The organism is Pseudomonas sp. AB39(2026) (assembly GCF_059831485.1).
This window is the reverse complement of record NZ_CP195212.1, coordinates 4326377-4344729: the sequence shown is the minus strand read 5'-3', so window position 1 is coordinate 4344729 and position 18353 is coordinate 4326377. Positions and strand designations below refer to the sequence as shown.

The 18353-nt window shown below is 60.6% G+C and carries 16 protein-coding genes, 1 tRNA gene and 1 pseudogene; 11 read left to right on the top strand and 7 right to left on the bottom strand.

Features of this window, described 5'->3' with window-relative positions; genetic code table 11:
* Window positions 1-3: 3 nt before the first annotated feature.
* Entirely contained in the window at window positions 4-1965 is a 1962-nt protein-coding gene (locus ACSAMW_RS19980; RefSeq protein WP_500591746.1) for a P-loop NTPase family protein, read from the bottom strand.
* A 255-nt stretch (window positions 1966-2220) separates the two neighbouring features.
* A tRNA-Ser gene (locus ACSAMW_RS19975) sits at window positions 2221-2310 on the bottom strand.
* Between the two features lie 254 nt (window positions 2311-2564).
* Here ACSAMW_RS19975 and ACSAMW_RS19970 point away from each other — a divergent pair.
* The 3 genes from ACSAMW_RS19970 (at window position 2565) to ACSAMW_RS19960 (ending at window position 5082) form a co-directional block, all read left to right on the top strand.
* Window positions 2565-3260 carry a crotonase/enoyl-CoA hydratase family protein gene (locus ACSAMW_RS19970; protein WP_500591745.1) on the top strand — a complete coding sequence of 232 codons (696 nt, stop codon included), beginning with the start codon at window positions 2565-2567 and terminating at the stop codon, window positions 3258-3260.
* 82 nt (window positions 3261-3342) lie between these two features.
* Window positions 3343-4080, top strand: a complete 738-nt coding sequence (locus ACSAMW_RS19965; protein ID WP_500591744.1) for a lysophospholipid acyltransferase family protein — start codon at window positions 3343-3345, stop codon at window positions 4078-4080.
* Window positions 4081-4110: 30 nt separating this feature from the next.
* Window positions 4111-5082: a magnesium and cobalt transport protein CorA gene (locus ACSAMW_RS19960; protein ID WP_500591743.1), complete on the top strand. Its 972-nt coding sequence runs from the start codon at window positions 4111-4113 to the stop codon at window positions 5080-5082.
* Window positions 5083-5123: 41 nt separating this feature from the next.
* On the opposite strand, the gene ACSAMW_RS19955 is transcribed toward ACSAMW_RS19960, so the two are convergent.
* The 4 genes from ACSAMW_RS19955 to ACSAMW_RS19940 all read right to left on the bottom strand — a co-directional run bounded on the left by ACSAMW_RS19955 (window position 5124) and on the right by ACSAMW_RS19940 (window position 7076).
* Complete coding sequence (locus tag ACSAMW_RS19955) at window positions 5124-5834, bottom strand: amidotransferase (protein WP_500591742.1); 711 nt, start codon at window positions 5832-5834, stop codon at window positions 5124-5126.
* 135 nt (window positions 5835-5969) lie between these two features.
* Window positions 5970-6194 carry a hypothetical protein gene (locus tag ACSAMW_RS19950; RefSeq protein WP_500591741.1) on the bottom strand — a complete coding sequence of 75 codons (225 nt, stop codon included), beginning with the start codon at window positions 6192-6194 and terminating at the stop codon, window positions 5970-5972.
* A 172-nt stretch (window positions 6195-6366) separates the two neighbouring features.
* Window positions 6367-6708, bottom strand: coding sequence for a ribonuclease E inhibitor RraB (locus ACSAMW_RS19945; RefSeq protein ID WP_500591740.1), 342 nt, complete (start codon window positions 6706-6708; stop codon window positions 6367-6369).
* 131 nt (window positions 6709-6839) lie between these two features.
* Window positions 6840-7076, bottom strand: a complete 237-nt coding sequence (locus ACSAMW_RS19940) for a hypothetical protein (protein WP_500591739.1) — start codon at window positions 7074-7076, stop codon at window positions 6840-6842.
* A gap of 239 nt (window positions 7077-7315) precedes the next feature.
* Between ACSAMW_RS19940 and ACSAMW_RS19935 the strand changes: the two genes are divergently transcribed.
* From ACSAMW_RS19935 to ACSAMW_RS19910, 6 genes and pseudogenes are all read left to right on the top strand, one after another.
* Window positions 7316-9847, top strand: a complete 2532-nt coding sequence (locus ACSAMW_RS19935) for a penicillin acylase family protein (protein WP_500591738.1) — start codon at window positions 7316-7318, stop codon at window positions 9845-9847.
* Window positions 9848-10136: 289 nt separating this feature from the next.
* Window positions 10137-10883: a gluconate 2-dehydrogenase subunit 3 family protein gene (locus ACSAMW_RS19930; RefSeq protein ID WP_500591737.1), complete on the top strand. Its 747-nt coding sequence runs from the start codon at window positions 10137-10139 to the stop codon at window positions 10881-10883.
* A 2-nt stretch (window positions 10884-10885) separates the two neighbouring features.
* Window positions 10886-12673 carry a GMC family oxidoreductase gene (locus ACSAMW_RS19925; RefSeq protein ID WP_500591736.1) on the top strand — a complete coding sequence of 596 codons (1788 nt, stop codon included), beginning with the start codon at window positions 10886-10888 and terminating at the stop codon, window positions 12671-12673.
* Between the two features lie 5 nt (window positions 12674-12678).
* Complete coding sequence (locus ACSAMW_RS19920; RefSeq protein WP_500594089.1) at window positions 12679-13986, top strand: cytochrome c; 1308 nt, start codon at window positions 12679-12681, stop codon at window positions 13984-13986.
* Window positions 13987-14122: 136 nt separating this feature from the next.
* On the top strand, window positions 14123-14362 hold the full coding sequence (locus ACSAMW_RS19915) for a type II toxin-antitoxin system RelB/DinJ family antitoxin (RefSeq protein WP_500591735.1): 240 nt from the start codon (window positions 14123-14125) through the stop codon (window positions 14360-14362).
* A pseudogene (locus ACSAMW_RS19910) lies at window positions 14352-14638 on the top strand (type II toxin-antitoxin system RelE family toxin). The gene ACSAMW_RS19915 and the pseudogene ACSAMW_RS19910 overlap by 11 nt, the downstream one beginning before the upstream one ends.
* Before the next feature lie 217 nt (window positions 14639-14855).
* Here ACSAMW_RS19910 and ACSAMW_RS19905 read toward each other — a convergent pair.
* A complete protein-coding gene (locus ACSAMW_RS19905) occupies window positions 14856-15491 on the bottom strand; it encodes a M10 family metallopeptidase C-terminal domain-containing protein (protein WP_500591734.1) in 636 nt (211 codons plus the stop codon).
* A 165-nt stretch (window positions 15492-15656) separates the two neighbouring features.
* Here ACSAMW_RS19905 and ACSAMW_RS19900 point away from each other — a divergent pair, with 165 nt between their 5' ends.
* Both ACSAMW_RS19900 and ACSAMW_RS19895 read left to right on the top strand, forming a co-directional pair.
* A complete protein-coding gene (locus ACSAMW_RS19900) occupies window positions 15657-16673 on the top strand; it encodes a ligase-associated DNA damage response exonuclease (protein ID WP_500591733.1) in 1017 nt (338 codons plus the stop codon).
* Entirely contained in the window at window positions 16670-18328 is a 1659-nt protein-coding gene (locus tag ACSAMW_RS19895; RefSeq protein ID WP_168081962.1) for an ATP-dependent DNA ligase, read from the top strand. Before ACSAMW_RS19900 ends, ACSAMW_RS19895 begins: the two co-directional genes overlap by 4 nt.
* Window positions 18329-18353: the final 25 nt, after the last annotated feature.

Genomic DNA, 18353 nt, shown 5'->3' with positions numbered 1-18353 from the left:
CGCTCAATACCCCGTAACGCCCTCGCGGAATGCCTGCTGGTGGTGATACTCGATCCATTCCACCACGTCATAGGGCAGGAAGAGCCGAAACCTTGCCCGGGAGATGGCGATATAAACCGCACATATGCGCTCGTCGAACTCGGTGGGGTCCTTGAAACGCTCGGTGGTCAGCAGCTCAGGTGTTAGCAGCACCTGGTCGAACTCCATGCCGCCCGCAGCCTCGGCTAGCATGAGCGTACACCCCTCTCCGGCGTGCCCTAGCCGCGAGCTTAGGCGGGTCACGTCGGCGGCCCTCAGGCCCTTTTCAAGCTGGCCCTCGACCCACAGGAACGAGTGATCGAAACGGTGTGCATCGTGCACCAGGGCCCAGGTAGGCGTTTCACTGAAGGCTGGGTGCGGGCCCTCGGCGCTTTGCTCGGCGCTGTAACAGGTAGGGTTGAACAGGGCGATGGCTGTGGCCATGAACCTCATGACGTCTTGATGCGCTGCCCTGCCTGGCACACTGAACACCCCACCGGTACGGTCAAGCTCAAGTACCCATTTCAACGTGTCCCATGGGGACGCCGTCAGCACCCTGCACCCAACGGGAGGCACGAAACCCTGAGGGTAGTGCTCCACGCTAACGTCCGAGTGAAGTGTGCCCTCGAACGCGGCCTTGCCTTTGTTGGAATGCCTGGAAATCAAAGGGTTGACCAGCCGCTCTATGGTACGGCCCGAGCGCACCGACTGGATGATCTCTGCCCTGCGCACTTCGCGGCCCCGGTTCGGAATATCGCCTTTGGCGTGCTGGTACTCGTCACCCAAAGTAACCAGCGCCAGGCGGCTTCGGCCGATGATCTGCAACAACGGCGCAGGCACCTCCTGGCTTTCATCGATCAGCACATGGGTGTAGCGCCCAGGCACTGTGCTGCCTGCCAGGCTCGCCTGCTTGATCAGCATCAGCCCCACCGGGTCCAGCTGCCGGTACCAGCCTGGGTTTGCACCCAGGTAGGCCCATAGCCGGCTCGCATACTCCAGCAACACCTGCTGCTCTACCTTGTTCAGTGGCTGCTTGAAATGCGGAAGGTGGCTGGCCGCCAAGGTGTAGTCTCTGGAGCGGCAGTACAGCTCCAGCACTTTCAGGCACACGTTAAGCGTACCCTGGGCGTCAAACTGCCCTCTGCCTACGATGCCTAGGGCCTGGGCAAGGGACGACAGGCCGAGGGTGCGCTGCGGGTTTTCAGACACTGCTGCCTTGGGTGAGCTTGTCAGCCTGTGGGCAAAGCTTTGAAAGGTAAACCCGATGCCACGCTTGCCCGTGTAGCCCATTCGCTGTTTCAGGGTTTCGAGCTTTTCGGCTGTCAGGGCCAGCACCAGGGTATTCTCTGGTTTCAAATGTTCGGCCAGCGCCGCAAGCAAGTAGCTTTTACCGATGCCCGCGTAACCCTGAACATGAAGGTCTTCGTCCAGGTTGGCCCGAAACGTTCGCACCAGCTTGTCCTGAGCTGCCGTCAGCCAGCGCTCGCGCCGCCGAGGGCTGACCATCTGTTCGCTGAACGGCCTGTTCCGCCTGTGCTGGTGCACCCTGAACGCTCTGTCCCACTCGCCGTTGGGCAACAGGTAGTGCTGCGCTGCCACGCCCTCGGCGGACAGAAAACGCAGCTTCAGGTGCCTGGCCATTTCCAGCCCATGGGCAAACGTGGGCTGATCAAACAGGCGCAGGGCTTCGGACAGCAGCGTTGCGTTTGCATGCCGTGGGGCGAGGCTCCAGGCGATGAGTTTTTCGAGCACACGCTCAACGGCATCACTGGTCCGCTCCGCTTCAGTGGCCTTGGGCAAGTGATTGAGGGCGAGTACGGCAGCCAGCTCCGGCGTGGACAGCCCAGCCAGCACAGCCTGAGCCGCATCGCTTAGCAGGCTTGCACAGGTGTCATCCGTGACTGGCAAAAACAACGGGCTGGACAGGTCAAAGTGTTCCGGGTGCATAACGCCTCAAAACCGGTAAAGGACGCATCAGGTTCTACTGTGCCAATGGCCATGGCCAGGCTGCGCGGGAACAGCGGCGACTGGCACAAGACAGGTCATGCCAGGGAAATACTGTCCCTTATTCAGGGTGTGCCCGCCACACCTGAGCGGGATGATTATGTATCACCCCGTAAAACCTGGCCGTGCAACTTGACGCCTGTGGAGCAGCCAAAACGAAAAAGCCCCGCAAGCGTTAGCCTGCGGGGCTTTCCAATGTGGCGGTGAGGAAGGGATTCGAACCCTTGATACAGTTTCCTGTATACACACTTTCCAGGCGTGCTCCTTCAACCACTCGGACACCTCACCGTAGCTCTTCACACCGTCAGTGTGTCGAGGCGCGCTAATGTAGTCGAAACCGATTCAGATGGCAAAGCTTTTTTTGATGCTTTTCATGCGCTTAAGCCAAACGGCTTCGATACCCAATGCACGTGCAACGCACCAGGGCGTGACTGCCTGGTCAGCCATCGTGCTTTACCGGAACAGAGGCCCTAGGTAACGTTCGCGCTTTCTGCATAACATTTTTTGAATAACATTCTCTGCATAACCAAGGAACGTTGCCCATGTCTGACCTGATCGAGTACCGCCTGGCCGAGGGCGTGGCAACGCTGACGCTGAACAATGGCAAGGTCAATGCCATCTCCCCTGCCCTGATCGAGGCGTTCAATACCGCCCTGGACCAGGCGGAGGCAGACCGCGCCGTGGTGGTGATCACTGGCCAGCCTGGCATTCTTTCAGGGGGCTATGACCTCAAGGTGATGACCGCTGGCCCACAGCAGGCCGTGGACCTGGTCACCGCAGGCTCAACGCTGACCCGCCGCTTGCTGTCCCACCCTTACCCTGTAGTCGTGGTGTGCACCGGGCATGCCATCGCCAAAGGCGCCTTCCTACTGCTGGCGGCTGATTACCGCATTGGCGTGGAGGGCACCTTCCACATTGGCCTCAATGAAGTGATGATCGGCATGACCATGCACCACGCCGGCATCGAACTGGCCCGTGATCGCCTGCGTCGCTCGGCATTCCACCGGGCCGTGATCTGCGCCGAGATGTTTGACCCTCAGGGCGCACTCAGCGCAGGTTTCCTGGATGAAGTCGTGCACCCCGAAGCCCTGCCCGATGCTGTGATCAAGGCTGCACAACGGCTCAAAAGCCTTAACCCTCTAGCCCATCGCGCCACCAAGCTCAAGGTTCGCCAGGCACTGTTGGAGACCCTTGACCAGGCCATCGCCAAGGACCGTGACAGCTTCAAGGTCGGTTGAAGCCAACCTGCTGGCGATGTCATTTGCCGCCTGCAAAGCGCAACCGTACACTGCGACCAACTGTGTACCGTGAGTCGTTGGCATGCTCTACATCGTTCGCATGGCCTTGCTAGGCCTCCACTTTCTGCTGGTAGGGATACTGGGGTTGGTGATAGGCCTGGCCCGCCCCTTCAACCCAGACAACAACCGCCTGTATGCTCGCCTCTACAGCCGCCCTGCCCTGGCCTTGCTGGGGCTTAAGCTGGAGGCCGACGTTGATTCGCTCCACGCCCAACCGCCAGGCTGCGTGATCATTGCCAACCACCAGTCCAATTTTGATGTGTTCTTCCTGGGCGCCATTGTCCCTCGGCGCATGGCCTGCATCGGCAAGAAAAGCCTCGGCTGGGTCCCCTTGTTCGGCCAGCTGTTCTGGCTCGGTGGCAACGTACTGCTCAACCGCGACAATGCCTACCAGGCACGGCGCGCGCTACATACCACCAGCCGTGTACTGCGTGACCAAGCCACCTCTATCTGGATCTTTCCGGAAGGTACTCGCAACCCCAGTGACCGTTTGCTGCCGTTCAAGAAAGGGGCTTTCGTGATGGCCATTGACGCAGGCGTGCCCATTGTCCCTGTGTGCGCCAGCCGGTATGTGGGCACGTTGAACCTCAACCAGCGACACAGTGGAACCCTGCGCGTACGCGCCCTGGCGCCGATCCCAACCACCGGCATGACCGCAAAGGATGCCCCGGCGCTCATGGCACGTTGCCATGCCGCCATGCAGGCCTGCATCGACGAACTGTCCGAAGTCACTGAACTGCACGCTCACACACCACTCTGATCTGGCGCGCTTTAGGGAGAATCATCGTTCATGGGTCGAGTCGTCGCCGCAGCGGCCTACAGTGCCGGGAAGAAAGTCACGGACATTGCCTTGGAAGACGGCCGCCACTGGGCCTGCCAGCCGAACCATTTCGTATGGATCGGCCTCCAGGAGCCGGATGAAGCCGCGCTGGCCACCCTGCAACAGCAATTTGACCTGCACGAACTGGCGATCGAAGACGCGCTGGAGCGCCATAGCCGACCTAAGCTGGAAACCTTCGGCGATGCCTTGTTCATGGTCACGTATTCGCCGGTACGCCACGAGGGCAAGCTGGAATTTATCGAAACCCATATTTTCGCGGGCAAAGGGTACGTGATCACCTGCAGGAACGGGCATTCGGCGTCCTATGCCCTGGTTCGCCAACGGTGCGAAGCAAGGCCCCTGCTGCTGGAGCATGGCGAAGATTTCGTGCTGTATGCGCTGCTGGATTTCGTCTCGGAAAGTTACCAGCCAGTGACCGAGAGCATTCACACGGAAATCGAGGCGCTGGAGCATAACGTACTCAGCCAGGCCCTCAACGAGCGCGACATCCAGCGCCTGCATGGCTTGCGCAGGGACCTGCTGAGGATGCGGCGCTACCTGGCCCCCATGGTGGAGATCAGCGAAGAACTCCAGCGCCTGGCCTTTCCGTTCATCGACAAGAACATGCGCCCGTATTTTCGCGATGTGCAGATTCACGTGAACCGGTACATGGAAGACCTCACAGGCATTCGCGACATGGCCAGCCAAACCATCGAGATCGGGATGCTGATGGAGTCAGCCCGGCAGAGCATCACCCAGCGCAAATTTGGTGCCTGGGCGGCCATTCTGGCCTTCCCTACTGCCATTGCAGGCATCTACGGCATGAACTTTCAATTCATGCCGGAGCTGAGCTGGCACTACGGCTATTACACCGTGCTAGGGGTAATTGTCACCGGCTGCACGGGGCTCTTTGCCAGCTTCAAACGGTCAGGCTGGCTGTAGGGGCTGCCTGGCTACGCCTCCCGCTGGGCAACACTTCAGCGTTACTTTTGCGCCACAAACCGCAGCATCCACTCGCCCACCGTGGCGCCATCATGGCTGTGGTTCAGGCTGTCCACTGCCGCTTGGTAAACGTCGTCTGCCATGTTCTGCTGGCGCAGTTCCAGCAAGGCCCGTGAATAGTCGTGCACGAATTCAGGGTGGCCCTGGAAGCACAGCACTTGGTCATTGAGCTGGTAGGCCGCAAAGGGGCAGAACTCGCTGGAGGCGACCACCGTAGCCCCCTCTGGCAACGCGGTGACCTGATCCTGGTGGCTGATGAGCAACGTGACGTCGCCGTCATGGGGCGTCATCCAGGGTGCCTGGGCATGGACACGATACCGGTGAATGCCCACGCCCCACCCCTGCGTGGCCCGTTGAGCATGGCCGCCGAGCACTAAGGCCAGCAACTGGTGGCCAAAGCAGATGCCCAGCAGTTTATCGCCGCGCTGGTAACGGCTCAGCAGGAACACCTTGAGCGTCTCGATCCAGGGGTCTGTGCCGAACGAATCTGCCTTGCTACCGGTTACCAGGTAGGCATCGTAGTGGGCATCTTCTCGAGGGTAATGGCCTTCCACCACGTTGAACACATCGAAATCCGCTGCGACGGGCTGGCCTGCAAACAACGTTTTGAACATGGCGCCATAGCCTGTGTACTGATCAACGAACTCGTCGCGAATATGGTCGGTTTCCAGGATGCAGATGCGCAGCGACATGAGGGCGGGGTCTCTTATCGGAACAAGCAGGATTGCTTGTACCAAGCCTGCATGGGAAGGAGGGGCAAATGCAAGGCCGTGCTCAGACGAACGGTCAGTATTTCGTTGGATCGGCAGGGGCCTGTCTAGGTCAACCTACTGAAACGATACGGCAAAGCGTTTCACGCCGTTTCCATATAAAAACCAGGTAGTTCCCAGCAGAGTTATGCTGGACAGGCTGGCTGCCGCTTCTACAGTAAACATATTCCGGTTGCGCGGCGCCTTTTGCCTGCGCACTGCGGCCAGCCAATACGCAGTGAAGCCACCCCAGGCCGCGGAGTGGCGCTGGTCAACAAGAATAAAGGCTAGATCAATGCTCAAGCATCCCAAGTTCCGTCAGGCAGGGCTTATCGTCTTTGCCACTACCCTGTTACTGATACTTCCCAACCTGGGTCGCCTGTTCGGTTAGGTGTCGCTTACGCCTTACCTTTAAGGCAGGTCAGTAAAAGGCCAGGCCCATTGGCGAACCTGGCTACATTCGCTCACCTGTGGTTCACGCGTGGGGCTGCGACAACTTGTGCTTCACGCCCCACCCCTCTATTTCACCACCAAACGGCTCCACAGCCGTTTCGAAGTCATGCTCGAACTCGCCGATACCAAACTGGGTGGCGTACATCAGTTTGGACAGTTCCAGGTGCCAGGCACCATCTTCACGCTCCATGACCTGAGCGTTGAGCGATTCGCCCTGGAACTGCCCGGCCGCTGCCCTGGCACCGTCTTCGTCCGGAAAGACTGCATAGAACTCGATCGGGTGGATGGCTGCGAAATCAAAGCCACCTTCTTTCATCTTCTGCAGCAGTGCGCTGCTGATGTCTTCCTGATAGGCATTGCTCATGTCTCGTCCTCCTACAGTGCTGGATAGACTTTCCGTGTTACCGGCTCACCGGTCACTTGCATGAAGCGTTTGAAATGAAAGGCCGCCCGAGGCGAGCGTAAGGCTGCCAGGGCATGGTGCTGCGGGGGGAATCAGGCCAGTTCGTCGATAGCCGATATTTTTACACCGTTCTGTTCTTCCAGCCATTTGACGGTAGGTTCAGCCACACGCCCTTCGAAATCATTAAGGTCCGCCTTGGTGGTGACGGGAAACAGGTGTGCACGCACCGCTTGCGCGGCCTCTTCGGGGCTAGGTTGCTGCTCAGCGTCAAGCGGCAGGCGGGTCAGAATGCCCTTTGGGTCAAGGAAGGTGATCTCCCACTTTTTCACTGGTATCTCCTTCAAGCCATGGATGTAGGAATGCAGGCGTCCTGCCTGCCCATAATGGACCGAGGCCCTGGCAGCGTTGTTCCCCCTGTTTTCATGAAGCTGCACGACCAGGCTACACGCTACCTGCCTATACAGTGCCCGCCGATCGGGAATGAAATAAAGCCTGTTACCTGGCTTGCGCACCACGGGAAGCCTTACTACCTTAAGCGCCTTCCCGATGCTTGCCCAGGAGCCGTCCCATGGCGTTGTCTGCATTCCGCCACCTCTTTCCACGTGTGGGCCTTGCTGCCGCCATTTCCGGAGCGCTGGGGCTTGCCGGCTGCCAGACCTGGGTAGACGATCACAACAGCGAAAGCCTGCCCCCCACCCTCGGCGTGCAGCCCCTCAAAGGCTTGGGCCAGAATGTGTCCATACGCCGCAACGCGGTAGGCATGCCGCTGATCGAAAGCAACAACTTTCACGATGCGCTGTTCGCCCTGGGCTACGTGCATGCCGGCGACCGCATCAGCCAGATGGTGAGCATGCGCCTGCTTGCACAGGGCCGGCTGGCCGAGATGGCAGGGCCAAGCGTGCTGGAAGCAGACCGTTTCATGCGCACGGTGGACCTCAAGCGCCAGGCCACGCAGCTGTATGCCGCCGCCTCACCACGCCTGCGTAACTTCTTCGAAATCTATGCCCGCGGTGTGAATGCCTGGCTGTTCCGTTATCGCGACAAGCTGCCCATGGACCTGGCACGCTCCGGGTACACCCCGGAATACTGGAAGGGTGAGGACTCGGCACTGGTGTTCTGCCTCATGAACTTCAGCCTGCAAATGAACCTGCAGGAAGAAATCAACAGCCTGGTGCTGGCTCAGAAAGTAGGCGCAGACACCCTCGCCTGGCTGATGCCTACCTACCCGGACGAGCCCCTGCCCTTCAGTGAAGCCGGCAAGCTCAAGGGGCTTGCCCTGAACGGCCAGTTCGCCGGGCTCCAGGCGGTGAGCGAACAACTGGCAGGCCTGGGCCAACTGGGCGTGGCAGCCTCCAACAACTGGGCACTGGCGCCGTCGCGCAGCCGCAGTGGCAAGAGCCTGTTTGCCAACGACACCCACTTGCCTATCAGCCTGCCGAGCGCCTGGAACTTTGTGCAAGTGCGTGCGCCGAAATTCCAGGCTGCGGGTGTGTCCCTGGCCGGTGTCCCTGCCATCGTCGCCGGCTTCAACGGCAAGCTGGCGTGGGGCATGACCATGGTGATGGGGGACAACCAGGACGTCTTTCTGGAGCGCGTAAAGCGCGAGAACGGCGTGCTGATGTATCAGGCTGACGGCAAGTGGCTACGCGCCACGGCCCGCAACGAAACCTTCTTCATCAAGGGCCAGAAGCCGGTACGCGAGGTGGTGTACGAAACCCGCCACGGCCCGTTGCTGAACACTGCGCTGGGCGAACGCAAGCTGGGTGTGCAGCCGGCAGCCTTTGCCAGTGGCTATGGCTTGGCGTTGCAGATGCCAGACCTCAAAGACGATCAGTCGCTGGATGCGTTCTTCAACCTGTCGCGAGCACAGTCCGTCGACAAAGCCTTCGACAGTGCCCGCGCTATCCGCGCCGTTGCGCTGAACATGGTGTTTGCCGACGCCAACGATATTGGCTGGCAGGTGACTGGCCGCTACCCCAACCGCAAGGACGGCAAGGGCCAGATACCTTCGCCAGGTTGGGACAGCCGTTATGATTGGGACGGGTATGCCGACCCTATGCTGCACCCCTACGACCAGACGCCGGCCAGCGGCTGGCTGGGTACCGCGAACCAGCGCACGGCGCAGCCCGGTTACGGCATGCAGCTGTCCAGTTCCTGGTACTACCCAGAGCGCAGCGAACGCCTGGCGCAGCTGGCGGCCAATGGCAAGCAGGACGCACGCAGCATGATGGCCTGGCAATACGACCAGACCACCACCTTCGCTGCCAAACTTAAGGCCATGTTCGAAGCACCGGGCATGGCGCAGCCTTTGAAAAAGGCCATCGATGCGCTGCCTGAGGCCGACCGCAGCAAAGCCCGTGAAGCGTTCACCCGGCTGATGGCCTTCAACGGCCAACTGGCCGCCGGCTCTGCCGACGCTGCCCTGTACGAACTGTTTCTGCAGGAAAGTGCCAAGCAGACCTTCCTTGACGAACTGGGCCCCGAAGACAGCCCGGCCTGGAAAGCCTTCGTAGCCAACGCGGACCAGTCCTATTCGGCCCAGGAAGATCACCTGCTGGGCCGTGACGACAGCCCGTTCTGGGATGATGTTCGCACCCCACAGAAGGAGGACAAGCCGGCCATTCTGGCGCGCAGCCTGGCCGCAGCCATTACCCAGGGCGATGCCTTGCTGGGGCCCGACCACAAGGCCTGGCAGTGGGGCACACTACACCAATACCGCTGGACCACCGAAGGCACCAAACTGGCCCCGTGGCTGAGTGCAACTGAACGCGCTGGCCTAGCCAGCCTGGAGGGCTACCTCAACCGCGGCCCTGTACCTGCCGGCGGCGACCATACCACCCTCAACGCAGCGGCCTACCATTGGGGTAGCAATTTCGATGCCTGGCTGATACCCGCCATGCGCATTGTGGTGGACTTCGGCCAGCCCGAACCCATGATGGGGCTCAACAGCACCGGGCAGTCCGGCAACCCTGCCAGCCCTCACTACGCCGACGGCATTCAGAACTGGCTCAAGGGCCAGTACCTGACATTCCCAATGCAGCCGCAGAACCTGGACAAAGCCTACGGTACCCAGCGGCTGACACTGGTGCCTGGGAAGTAACCGCCAAGGTTTTAACCTCTTTGAAACCTGCGTGAAGCCATTCCCTGGCTTCGCCAGGTCCTACACGCGCCCTTCATAAAACTTAATAATCATCAAACTCCCATGTGTTGCAAGATGTAACATTGCCGCACACATCTGCTACCATCGCTCAACAGCGTAGCTCCCTATCGTTTTTGACGATGCAGCCCGTACCGGGCGCCTTTACATAAAACCAAAAACAATTCCCTCGCTGAACCTGAACCGGCTCCACCGCCACCTACCGTGATTCACGCTTGAGGGAGATGCCTTCATGGCAACCGATAACAAACCTGGCCACTCAGACGCCAGGCGTGACTTTTTGCGCAAGTCGCTAACCCTGATACCCGTGGCCACCCTTGCGAGTACCGGCATGGGCACTACAGTGCTCGCTGCAACGCCCGCACCGGCACCAGCGCCCCATACTCCCTCCAGCAACGTGGATGACTACCACCCTACCTTCTTCACCCAAGAAGAATGGGCGTTCCTACAGGCCGCGGTGGCGCACCTGATCCCTAACGACGACCGCGGCCCTGGCGCTGTAGAGGCAGGTGTCCCAGAGTTCATCGACCGCCAGATGAATACCCCCTACGGGGCCGGTAACCTCTGGTTCATGCAGGGCCCTTTCCATCCCGATGCACCGCCAGAGCTGGGCTACCAGCTCAAGCTGTCGCCGCAGCAGCTTTACCGCCTAGGCATCAGCGAGGCCGACGGCTATTGCCGCAAGACCTTCGGCAAGGCGTTCGTGGAACTGCCCCATGACCAGCAGGAACAGGTGCTCAAAGCGCTGGATGAAAACAAGGCCACCTTTGAGGCGCTACCGGCCGGGACCTTCTTCAGCCTGCTGTGGAGCAACACCAAGGAAGGCTTTTTCTGTGACCCTATCCACGGTGGCAACAAGCACCTGGTGGGCTGGAAGCTGATCAATTTCCCCGGCGCCCGCGCCGATTTCATGGACTGGGTAGAACGTGACGAACGCTATGCCTACCCGCCGGTTTCCATCAATGGCGCGCGGAGCTGAGCATGGCCAAGGTACTGGACAAGAAGGACGTCGTGATCGTTGGTTTCGGCTGGACAGGCGCGATCATGGCCAAGGAGCTGACCGAGGCGGGGCTGGATGTGGTGGCCCTGGAGCGGGGCCCCATGCGCGATACCTACCCGGACGGCGTGTATCCGCAGACCATGGACGAACTGACGTTCAATTCGCGCAAAAAGCTGTTCATGGACATTTCCAAGGAAACTGTCACGTTGCGCCACAGCGTGAATGATGTAGCGGTGCCATATCGGCAGTTTGGCGCCTTCCTGCCCGGCACTGGTGTAGGCGGCGCGGGCCTGCACTGGTCAGGTGTGCATTTCCGGGTAGACCCGATGGAGCTGCGCATGCGCAGCCACTACGAGGAGCGCTACGGCAAGGCCTTCATACCCGAAGGCATGACCATTCAGGACTTCGGCGTAAGCTACGAAGAGCTGGAGCCCTTCTTCGATTTCGCCGAAAAAGTGTTCGGCACCTCAGGCACTGCCTGGTCAGTGAAGGGTGAAAAGGTCGGCGAAGGCAAGGGCGGCAATTACTTCGCCCCCGACCGCTCCAACCCCTTTCCCCTGCCCGCTCAGAAAAACACCGTGTCGGCGCAGGTGTTCGGCAAGGCGGCGGCCTCCCTGGGCTACCACCCCTATAACCTGCCGTCTGCCAATACCTCCGGCCCCTATACCAACCCCTACGGGGCGCAGATGGGCCCTTGCAACTTCTGCGGCTACTGCAGCGGCTATGCCTGCTACATGTACTCCAAGGCCTCGCCCAACGTGAACGTGCTGCCGGCCCTGCGCCAGGAACCGAAGTTCGAACTGCGCACCGATGCCCATGTGCTGCGGGTGAACCTGACTGCGGACAAGACGCTGGCCACCGGCGTGACCTACGTGGACGCTCAGGGCCGCGAATTCGAGCAGCCAGCGGATATCGTGATCATTGGCGCCTTCCAGTTCAACAATGTGCGCCTGATGCTGCTGTCCGGGATTGGCAAACCCTACGACCCGAAAACCGGTAAAGGTGTGGTGGGTCGCAACTTCGCCTACCAAAACGAAGCGGGGGTGAAAGCCTTCTTCGACAAGGACCAGCACCACACCAACCCCTTTATCGGGGCAGGTGGTAACGGCATGGCTATCGACGATTTCAACGCCGACAACTTTGACCACGGGCCACACGGGTTCGTAGGTGGCTCGCCGTTCTGGTGCAACCAGGCCGGCACCAAGCCCATCGCAGGCGTGACCACGCCGCCCGGCACACCCAAGTGGGGCAGCCAATGGAAAGCGGCCACGGCAGATTATTACACCCACCACCTGTCCATGAACGCCCACGGCGCTCACCAGTCCTACCGCGACAACTACCTGGACCTGGACCCGGTTTACACCGATGCCTATGGCCAGCCCCTGCTGCGGATGACATTCGACTGGAAAGAGAATGACATCAAGATGATCCGCTTCATGGTGGACAAGCTGGAAGGAATCGCCAAGGCCATGGGCCCCAAGGCGATCTTCGCCCACAAACGCGAATTCAATAGCCATTTCGATGCCACCACCTACCAGACGACCCACCTCAACGGTGGCGCGATCATGGGCACAGACCCCAACACCAGTGCCCTGAACCGCTATTTGCAAAGCTGGGATGTGCATAACGTGTTCGTGCCCGGTGCTTCGGCTTTTCCACAAGGGCTGGGCTACAACCCCACCGGCCTAGTGGCGGCCCTGACCTACTGGTCGGCCAGGGCCATTCGCGAGCAGTACCTTAAAAACCCTGGCCCGCTGGTGCAGGCATGAGAACGATGACCCTGAAAAAACTGCTCGTCGCCTCCGTGGCCCTGGCCAGCCTTCCCCTATGGGCGGTGGAAAGCACGCCGGACCCGGCCTTGGTGAAGAGAGGGGAATATCTGGCCCGGGCCGGAGATTGTGTCGCCTGCCATACGGCCAAAGGCGGCGCGTCCTTTGCCGGTGGCCTGGCCATGGAAACGCCCATCGGCGTGATCTACTCCAGCAACATCACCCCGGACAGCACCGGTATCGGCGGGTATTCCTTCGACGATTTCGACCAAGCGATTCGCCATGGTGTGCGCAAGGATGGCAGCACCCTCTACCCCGCCATGCCTTACCCGTCCTATGCCCGGGTAAGCGATGAGGACATGCAGGCGCTGTATGCCTATTTCATGCACGGCGTGCAGCCGGTAGCCCAAGCCAACAAGGAAACGGACATTCCGTGGCCATTGAGCATGCGCTGGCCACTGTCGGTATGGCGGGCCATGTTTGCGCCCAAAGTGGAGCCTTTCAAAGCAGCCGGCACGGATGAGGTGGTTGACCGTGGCGCTTACCTGGTCGAAGGCCTGGGCCACTGCGGCGCGTGCCATACACCGCGGGCACTCACGATGCAGGAAAAAGCCCTCACCGCGTCGGAGAGCAATGACTTCCTCTCCGGTTCTGCACCGTTGGAAGGGTGGATCGCCAAGAACCTGCGTGGCGATCACCGGGACGGGCTGGGCAGTTGGAGCGAAGCCGAGCTGGTAGCGTTTCTCAAGACCGGTCGCAGTGACCGCACCGCCGTGTTTGGCGGCATGAGCGATGTAGTCGAGCACAGCATGCAGTACATGAGCGACGCCGACCTGACGGCCATTGCCCGTTACCTGAAAACCTTGCCACCGGTAAATCCTGACGACGCCCCCCAGGTGTATGACCGGGCCGTGGGCGATGCCTTGTGGAAGGGCGACGACAGCAAACCCGGCGCCTCGGTGTATGTGGATAACTGCGCTGCCTGTCACCGCACGGATGGCAAGGGCTACACCCGCGTGTTCCCGGCCCTGGCCGGCAACCCGGTGGTGCAAACGGCCGACGCCACATCGTTGATCAACCTCGTGTTGCGCGGCGGTACGCTGGTGGCCACACACACAGCACCCTCGACCTTCACTATGCCGGGCTACGCCTGGCGCCTGTCCGACCAGCAAGTGGCCGATGTGGTGAACTTCATCCGCACCAGCTGGGGCAACCAAGGCGCGCCCGTGGCGGCAAAGGAGGTGAAGAACCTGCGCGACAGTGACCTCAAAGGCACGTCCGGGGACGACCTAGGGCAGGTGTCGTCCAAGTGAGGTGAGCCAGCCTGGTTAAGGGCTGGCGCCACCACGCCTACACACAAAAGGCAGACGCGGTTCAGTAGAGGCGGCCCTTGCAACCGCGCTATTTATGCGTCAATGTAAAGACAAATGTCATTACGAGACTCTTTCCATGGCCTCAATTAATGTCCGAATTGACGATGATCTCAAAGCGCGCGCCTATCGTGAACTCGAAAAACTCGGCGTGACCCCTTCCGAACTAATGCGCCAGGCCTTTCAGTACGTTGCCGAACGCGGTCAATTGCCGTTCAAGCCGATGCTCATGACCGAAGAAGATGAGGCGTTGCTAAAAGTGTTACGCGAGCGCCTTGCAGCACCTCAGCGCGTCAAGGTTTCCCTGGATGACTTATAGCCTTGAATTCGATGCAAGGGCTCTGAAGGAATGGCAAAATTGGGGGATACCGTACGCGAACAGCTCAAAAAGAAGCTGCGGGCCGTATTGCTCAACCCTCGTATCGAGGCCAACCGCCTACACACCCTACCGGATTGCTACAAAATCAAACTCCGCAGCAGCGGTTACCGACTCGTTTATCAAGTAATCGATCTAGAGGTTGTAGTGTTTGTCGTAGCAGTCGATAAGCGCGAGCGCGAGCAGGCTTACCTCAAAGCTGGAAAAAGACTGAGTTAGACATTTTGCGGCACAGGCAAAACGGCTTATCGTTCGAGCGCAGGCAGAGCCTTGCGCCTACGGCGATCATCAGCCTTGATGTGCCCATTGTTAGAGCCCGTGCAGTCGGCAAAATCTTTCCAAAACCCTAGTCCTGTTCGCCCGTGCTCCGTAGGCTCCACAAAAGGCGCTCAAGGCGTGGGCACTGTGGGAGCCTGCGCAGCGGGCGAACAAGCGTTTATGCCACTGCGTCCGCAGGAGGGTGCTCCGGCACGCCCAGCAGTTCAAGGCTTACAGAGGTGGCTGGCAGCACAGGCCCACTTCCCTGCTCGGCCGCCGTGCCTTGAGCCTTGCTGGCAAAGATCATGTGGCCTTCGGTCAGGTACTGGCTTACGTCTCCCTCGAATGCCAGCTCGAACCGGTCACCCCCTTCGTCGTAGGCGTAGGACTTGAGGTAGGTACGGGTGCCGGCCTCGTTTACCACCACATCAAGGGTATGCGCATGGCCATTCCCGAACCCTGTGAACCCCATGGCAGACACGTCGATGCGGTTGTCACTTGAGGCCGCAAAGTCTTGGATACGGTCGGTATGGGCGGTGTCGTCGCCTGCGTGGTAGCTCTGGGTGAGGAAGGTGTACACAAAGGTATTGGCGCCCGAGCCGCCATACAGCACATCCCGGCCCGAGCCGCCGACGATGATGTCGTCTCCGTCACCCCCATAAAGGTAATCATCGCCGCCACCGCCGAACAGGTAGTCGTCCCCGCCCTCGCCACGGAGGGCTTCGCCAACGTCCGTCCCGCGAAGCACATCCGTCGCATCCGTGCCAGCAAGAACGGGCTGGGTGCGCAGTGAACCTGAAGGTAATGTGCTCATGTGGATGTCCAAAGGGAACGCGAAGGGGTATAGGCATCAGACGCCCTGCCAATGCTCGAATTCCATAGCCGCGTACGTGGGCCTCAAGCCGGGAGCGCGCCCCAGTGCAACTTCCACCGAACCCAACGGCTCTGAACAAACAAGCCCCTGCCCGCGAAGCCGCCCATGGACCTTGTCATTGCCCGCCCCGAAGGCCTGTATTGCACCGCCGGTGACTTCTACATTGACCCTTGGAAGCCTGTGCCGCGCGCTGTGATCACACACGGCCATGGCGACCACGCCCGTGTAGGCAATGGCCATTATCTGGCAACCGACATTGGCGCTGGCATCCTGCGAACACGCCTGGGGGTGGACATTAATTTACAGACCCTGCCCTACGGCGAGCCATTGGTACACAACGGCGTCACCATCAGCCTGCACCCGGCAGGTCATGTGCTGGGCTCAGCCCAAGTGCGCCTTGAATACCAAGGCGAGGTATGGGTCGCCTCAGGCGATTATAAAGTCGAGCCCGACGGCACCTGTGCCCCCTTTGAGCCCGTGCGTTGCCACACGTTTATTACTGAATCCACCTTTGGCCTGCCCATCTATCGCTGGCAGCCACAAGCTGAAATATTCGGTGAAGTGAACGCTTGGTGGCGCGAAAATGCCGCCGCCGGGAAAGCCAGCGTGCTGTTCTGCTATGCCTTCGGAAAAGCCCAGCGCCTGCTGCACGGCATTGACGACAGCATCGGCCCTATCCTTAGCCACGGCTCTGTGGAACCGCTGAACCGAGTCTACCGGGACGCGGGTGTACGCATCCCGGAAACCCACTACGCAGGCGACTTCAAGAAAACCGACCCCGCCTTGCGCAACTGCCTGATCATTGCACCGCCCTCTGCTGGGGGCAGCACCTGGATGCGCCGCTTCGGTGAATACAGCGATGCCTTCGCCAGTGGCTGGATGCGGTTGCGCGGCACGCGCCGGCGCCGTGGTGTAGACCGAGGCTTCGTGCTGTCCGACCATGCCGACTGGCCCGGCCTGCTGTGGGCCATTGAGCAAACCGGCGCGCAGCGGGTCATGGTCACCCATGGCTCGGTCGGCGTCCTGGTGCGCTACCTGTGTGACCAGGGCCTGGATGCGCAGGGCTTTACCACCGAATACGGTGACGAAGACGAAGCGGCCACGGAGGCGCAACCGGAATGAAAGCCTTTGCCGCCTTGTACGCCGAACTGGACGCCACCACTTCCAGCAATGCCAAGCTGGCGGCGCTCCAGGCCTACTTTGCCGAAGCGGCACCCGAGGACGCTGCGTGGGCCGTGTACTTCCTGTCAGGCGGGCGCCCACGGCAACTGGTGCCGACGCGGCTGCTGAGGGAAATCACCATTGCATTGTCCGGCCTGCCCGAGTGGCTGTTCGAAGAAAGCTACCAGGCGGTAGGTGACCTGGCAGAAACGGTCTCCCTGGTGCTGCCTGAGTCCACCCACAGCAGCGACGAGGGCCTGGCGTGGTGGCTGGAACACGAGCTGCTGCCCTTGCGTGGCATGCCCACTGAGGAACTGTCCCAACGCCTGCCGCCCTTGTGGCTGCAACTGGACCGGCAAAGCTTGATGGTCTGCCTGAAACTGATCACGGGCAGCTTCCGGGTGGGCGTGTCCAAACTGCTGGTCACGCGCGCCTTGGCACAACTGGCCACCCTGGACAGCAAACGGGTGGCACAACGCTTGGTGGGTTACACGGACCTGTCCCATCGCCCCACCGCCCAGAGCTACCTCAAGCTGGTTGCACCGGAAAGCGATGACGAACACGCCCAGCGTGGCGGCCAGCCTTACCCGTTCTTCCTGGCCCATGCCCTGCAGCAACCCGTGGAGCAGTTCGACGCTTTACTGGGCCCCTGCCAAGACTGGCAGGTGGAATGGAAATGGGACGGTATCCGCGCCCAGGTGGTCAAGCGCGACGGCCGCCTATGGGTATGGTCCCGTGGCGAAGAGCTGGTCACGGACCGCTTCCCCGAACTTCAGGCCTTGATGTGCCTGCCGGACGGCACTGTAATCGACGGGGAGATTGTGGTGTGGAAAGGCCCCGATGACGGCCAGGAAAACGCGCCCTCCGTGCAGCCCTTTGCGTTACTGCAACAGCGCCTGGGCCGCAAGACCTTGAGCAAGAAGCTGCTGGAGGATATTCCCGTTGTGCTGCTGGCCTACGACCTGCTTGAGCATGAGGGCGAGGATTGGCGCAACCACACTCAGGCCCAGCGCCGCTCACAGCTGGAAACCGTTGCCCAGCAAACCGCCAGCCCATTGCTGCAACTGTCCCCTCTTCTACTGGGCCCCACTTGGGCGGACCTGGCCTTGCAACGCGAAGCCTCACGCAAGCTAGGCGTGGAGGGCATGATGCTCAAGGCCCGTAACGCGTTATACGGGGTGGGGCGCACCAAGGACATGGGGGTATGGTGGAAGTGGAAAGTGGACCCTTTCACCGTCGATGCCGTGCTGATCTATGCACAGGCGGGCCATGGCCGCAGGGCCAGCCTGTACACCGACTACACCTTTGCGGTGTGGGACGGGCCACCTGGCACAGCGCGCACCCTGGTGCCGTTCGCCAAGGCCTACTCAGGCCTTACCGATGCTGAAATGCGCCAGGTGGATGCGATTATTCGTCGCACCACCGTGGAAAAATTCGGGCCGGTGAGAAGTGTTACCCCCACACTGGTCTTCGAGCTGGGTTTTGAGGGCATTGCCCTGTCAAAACGCCACAAGAGCGGCATTGCAGTGCGGTTCCCACGCATGCTGCGGTGGCGCCATGACAAGCCTGTTGACGAGGCCGATAGTCTGTCAACGTTACAAGACTTGTTGAGTTGAATCCCGCCTCGCACCACAATAGCGC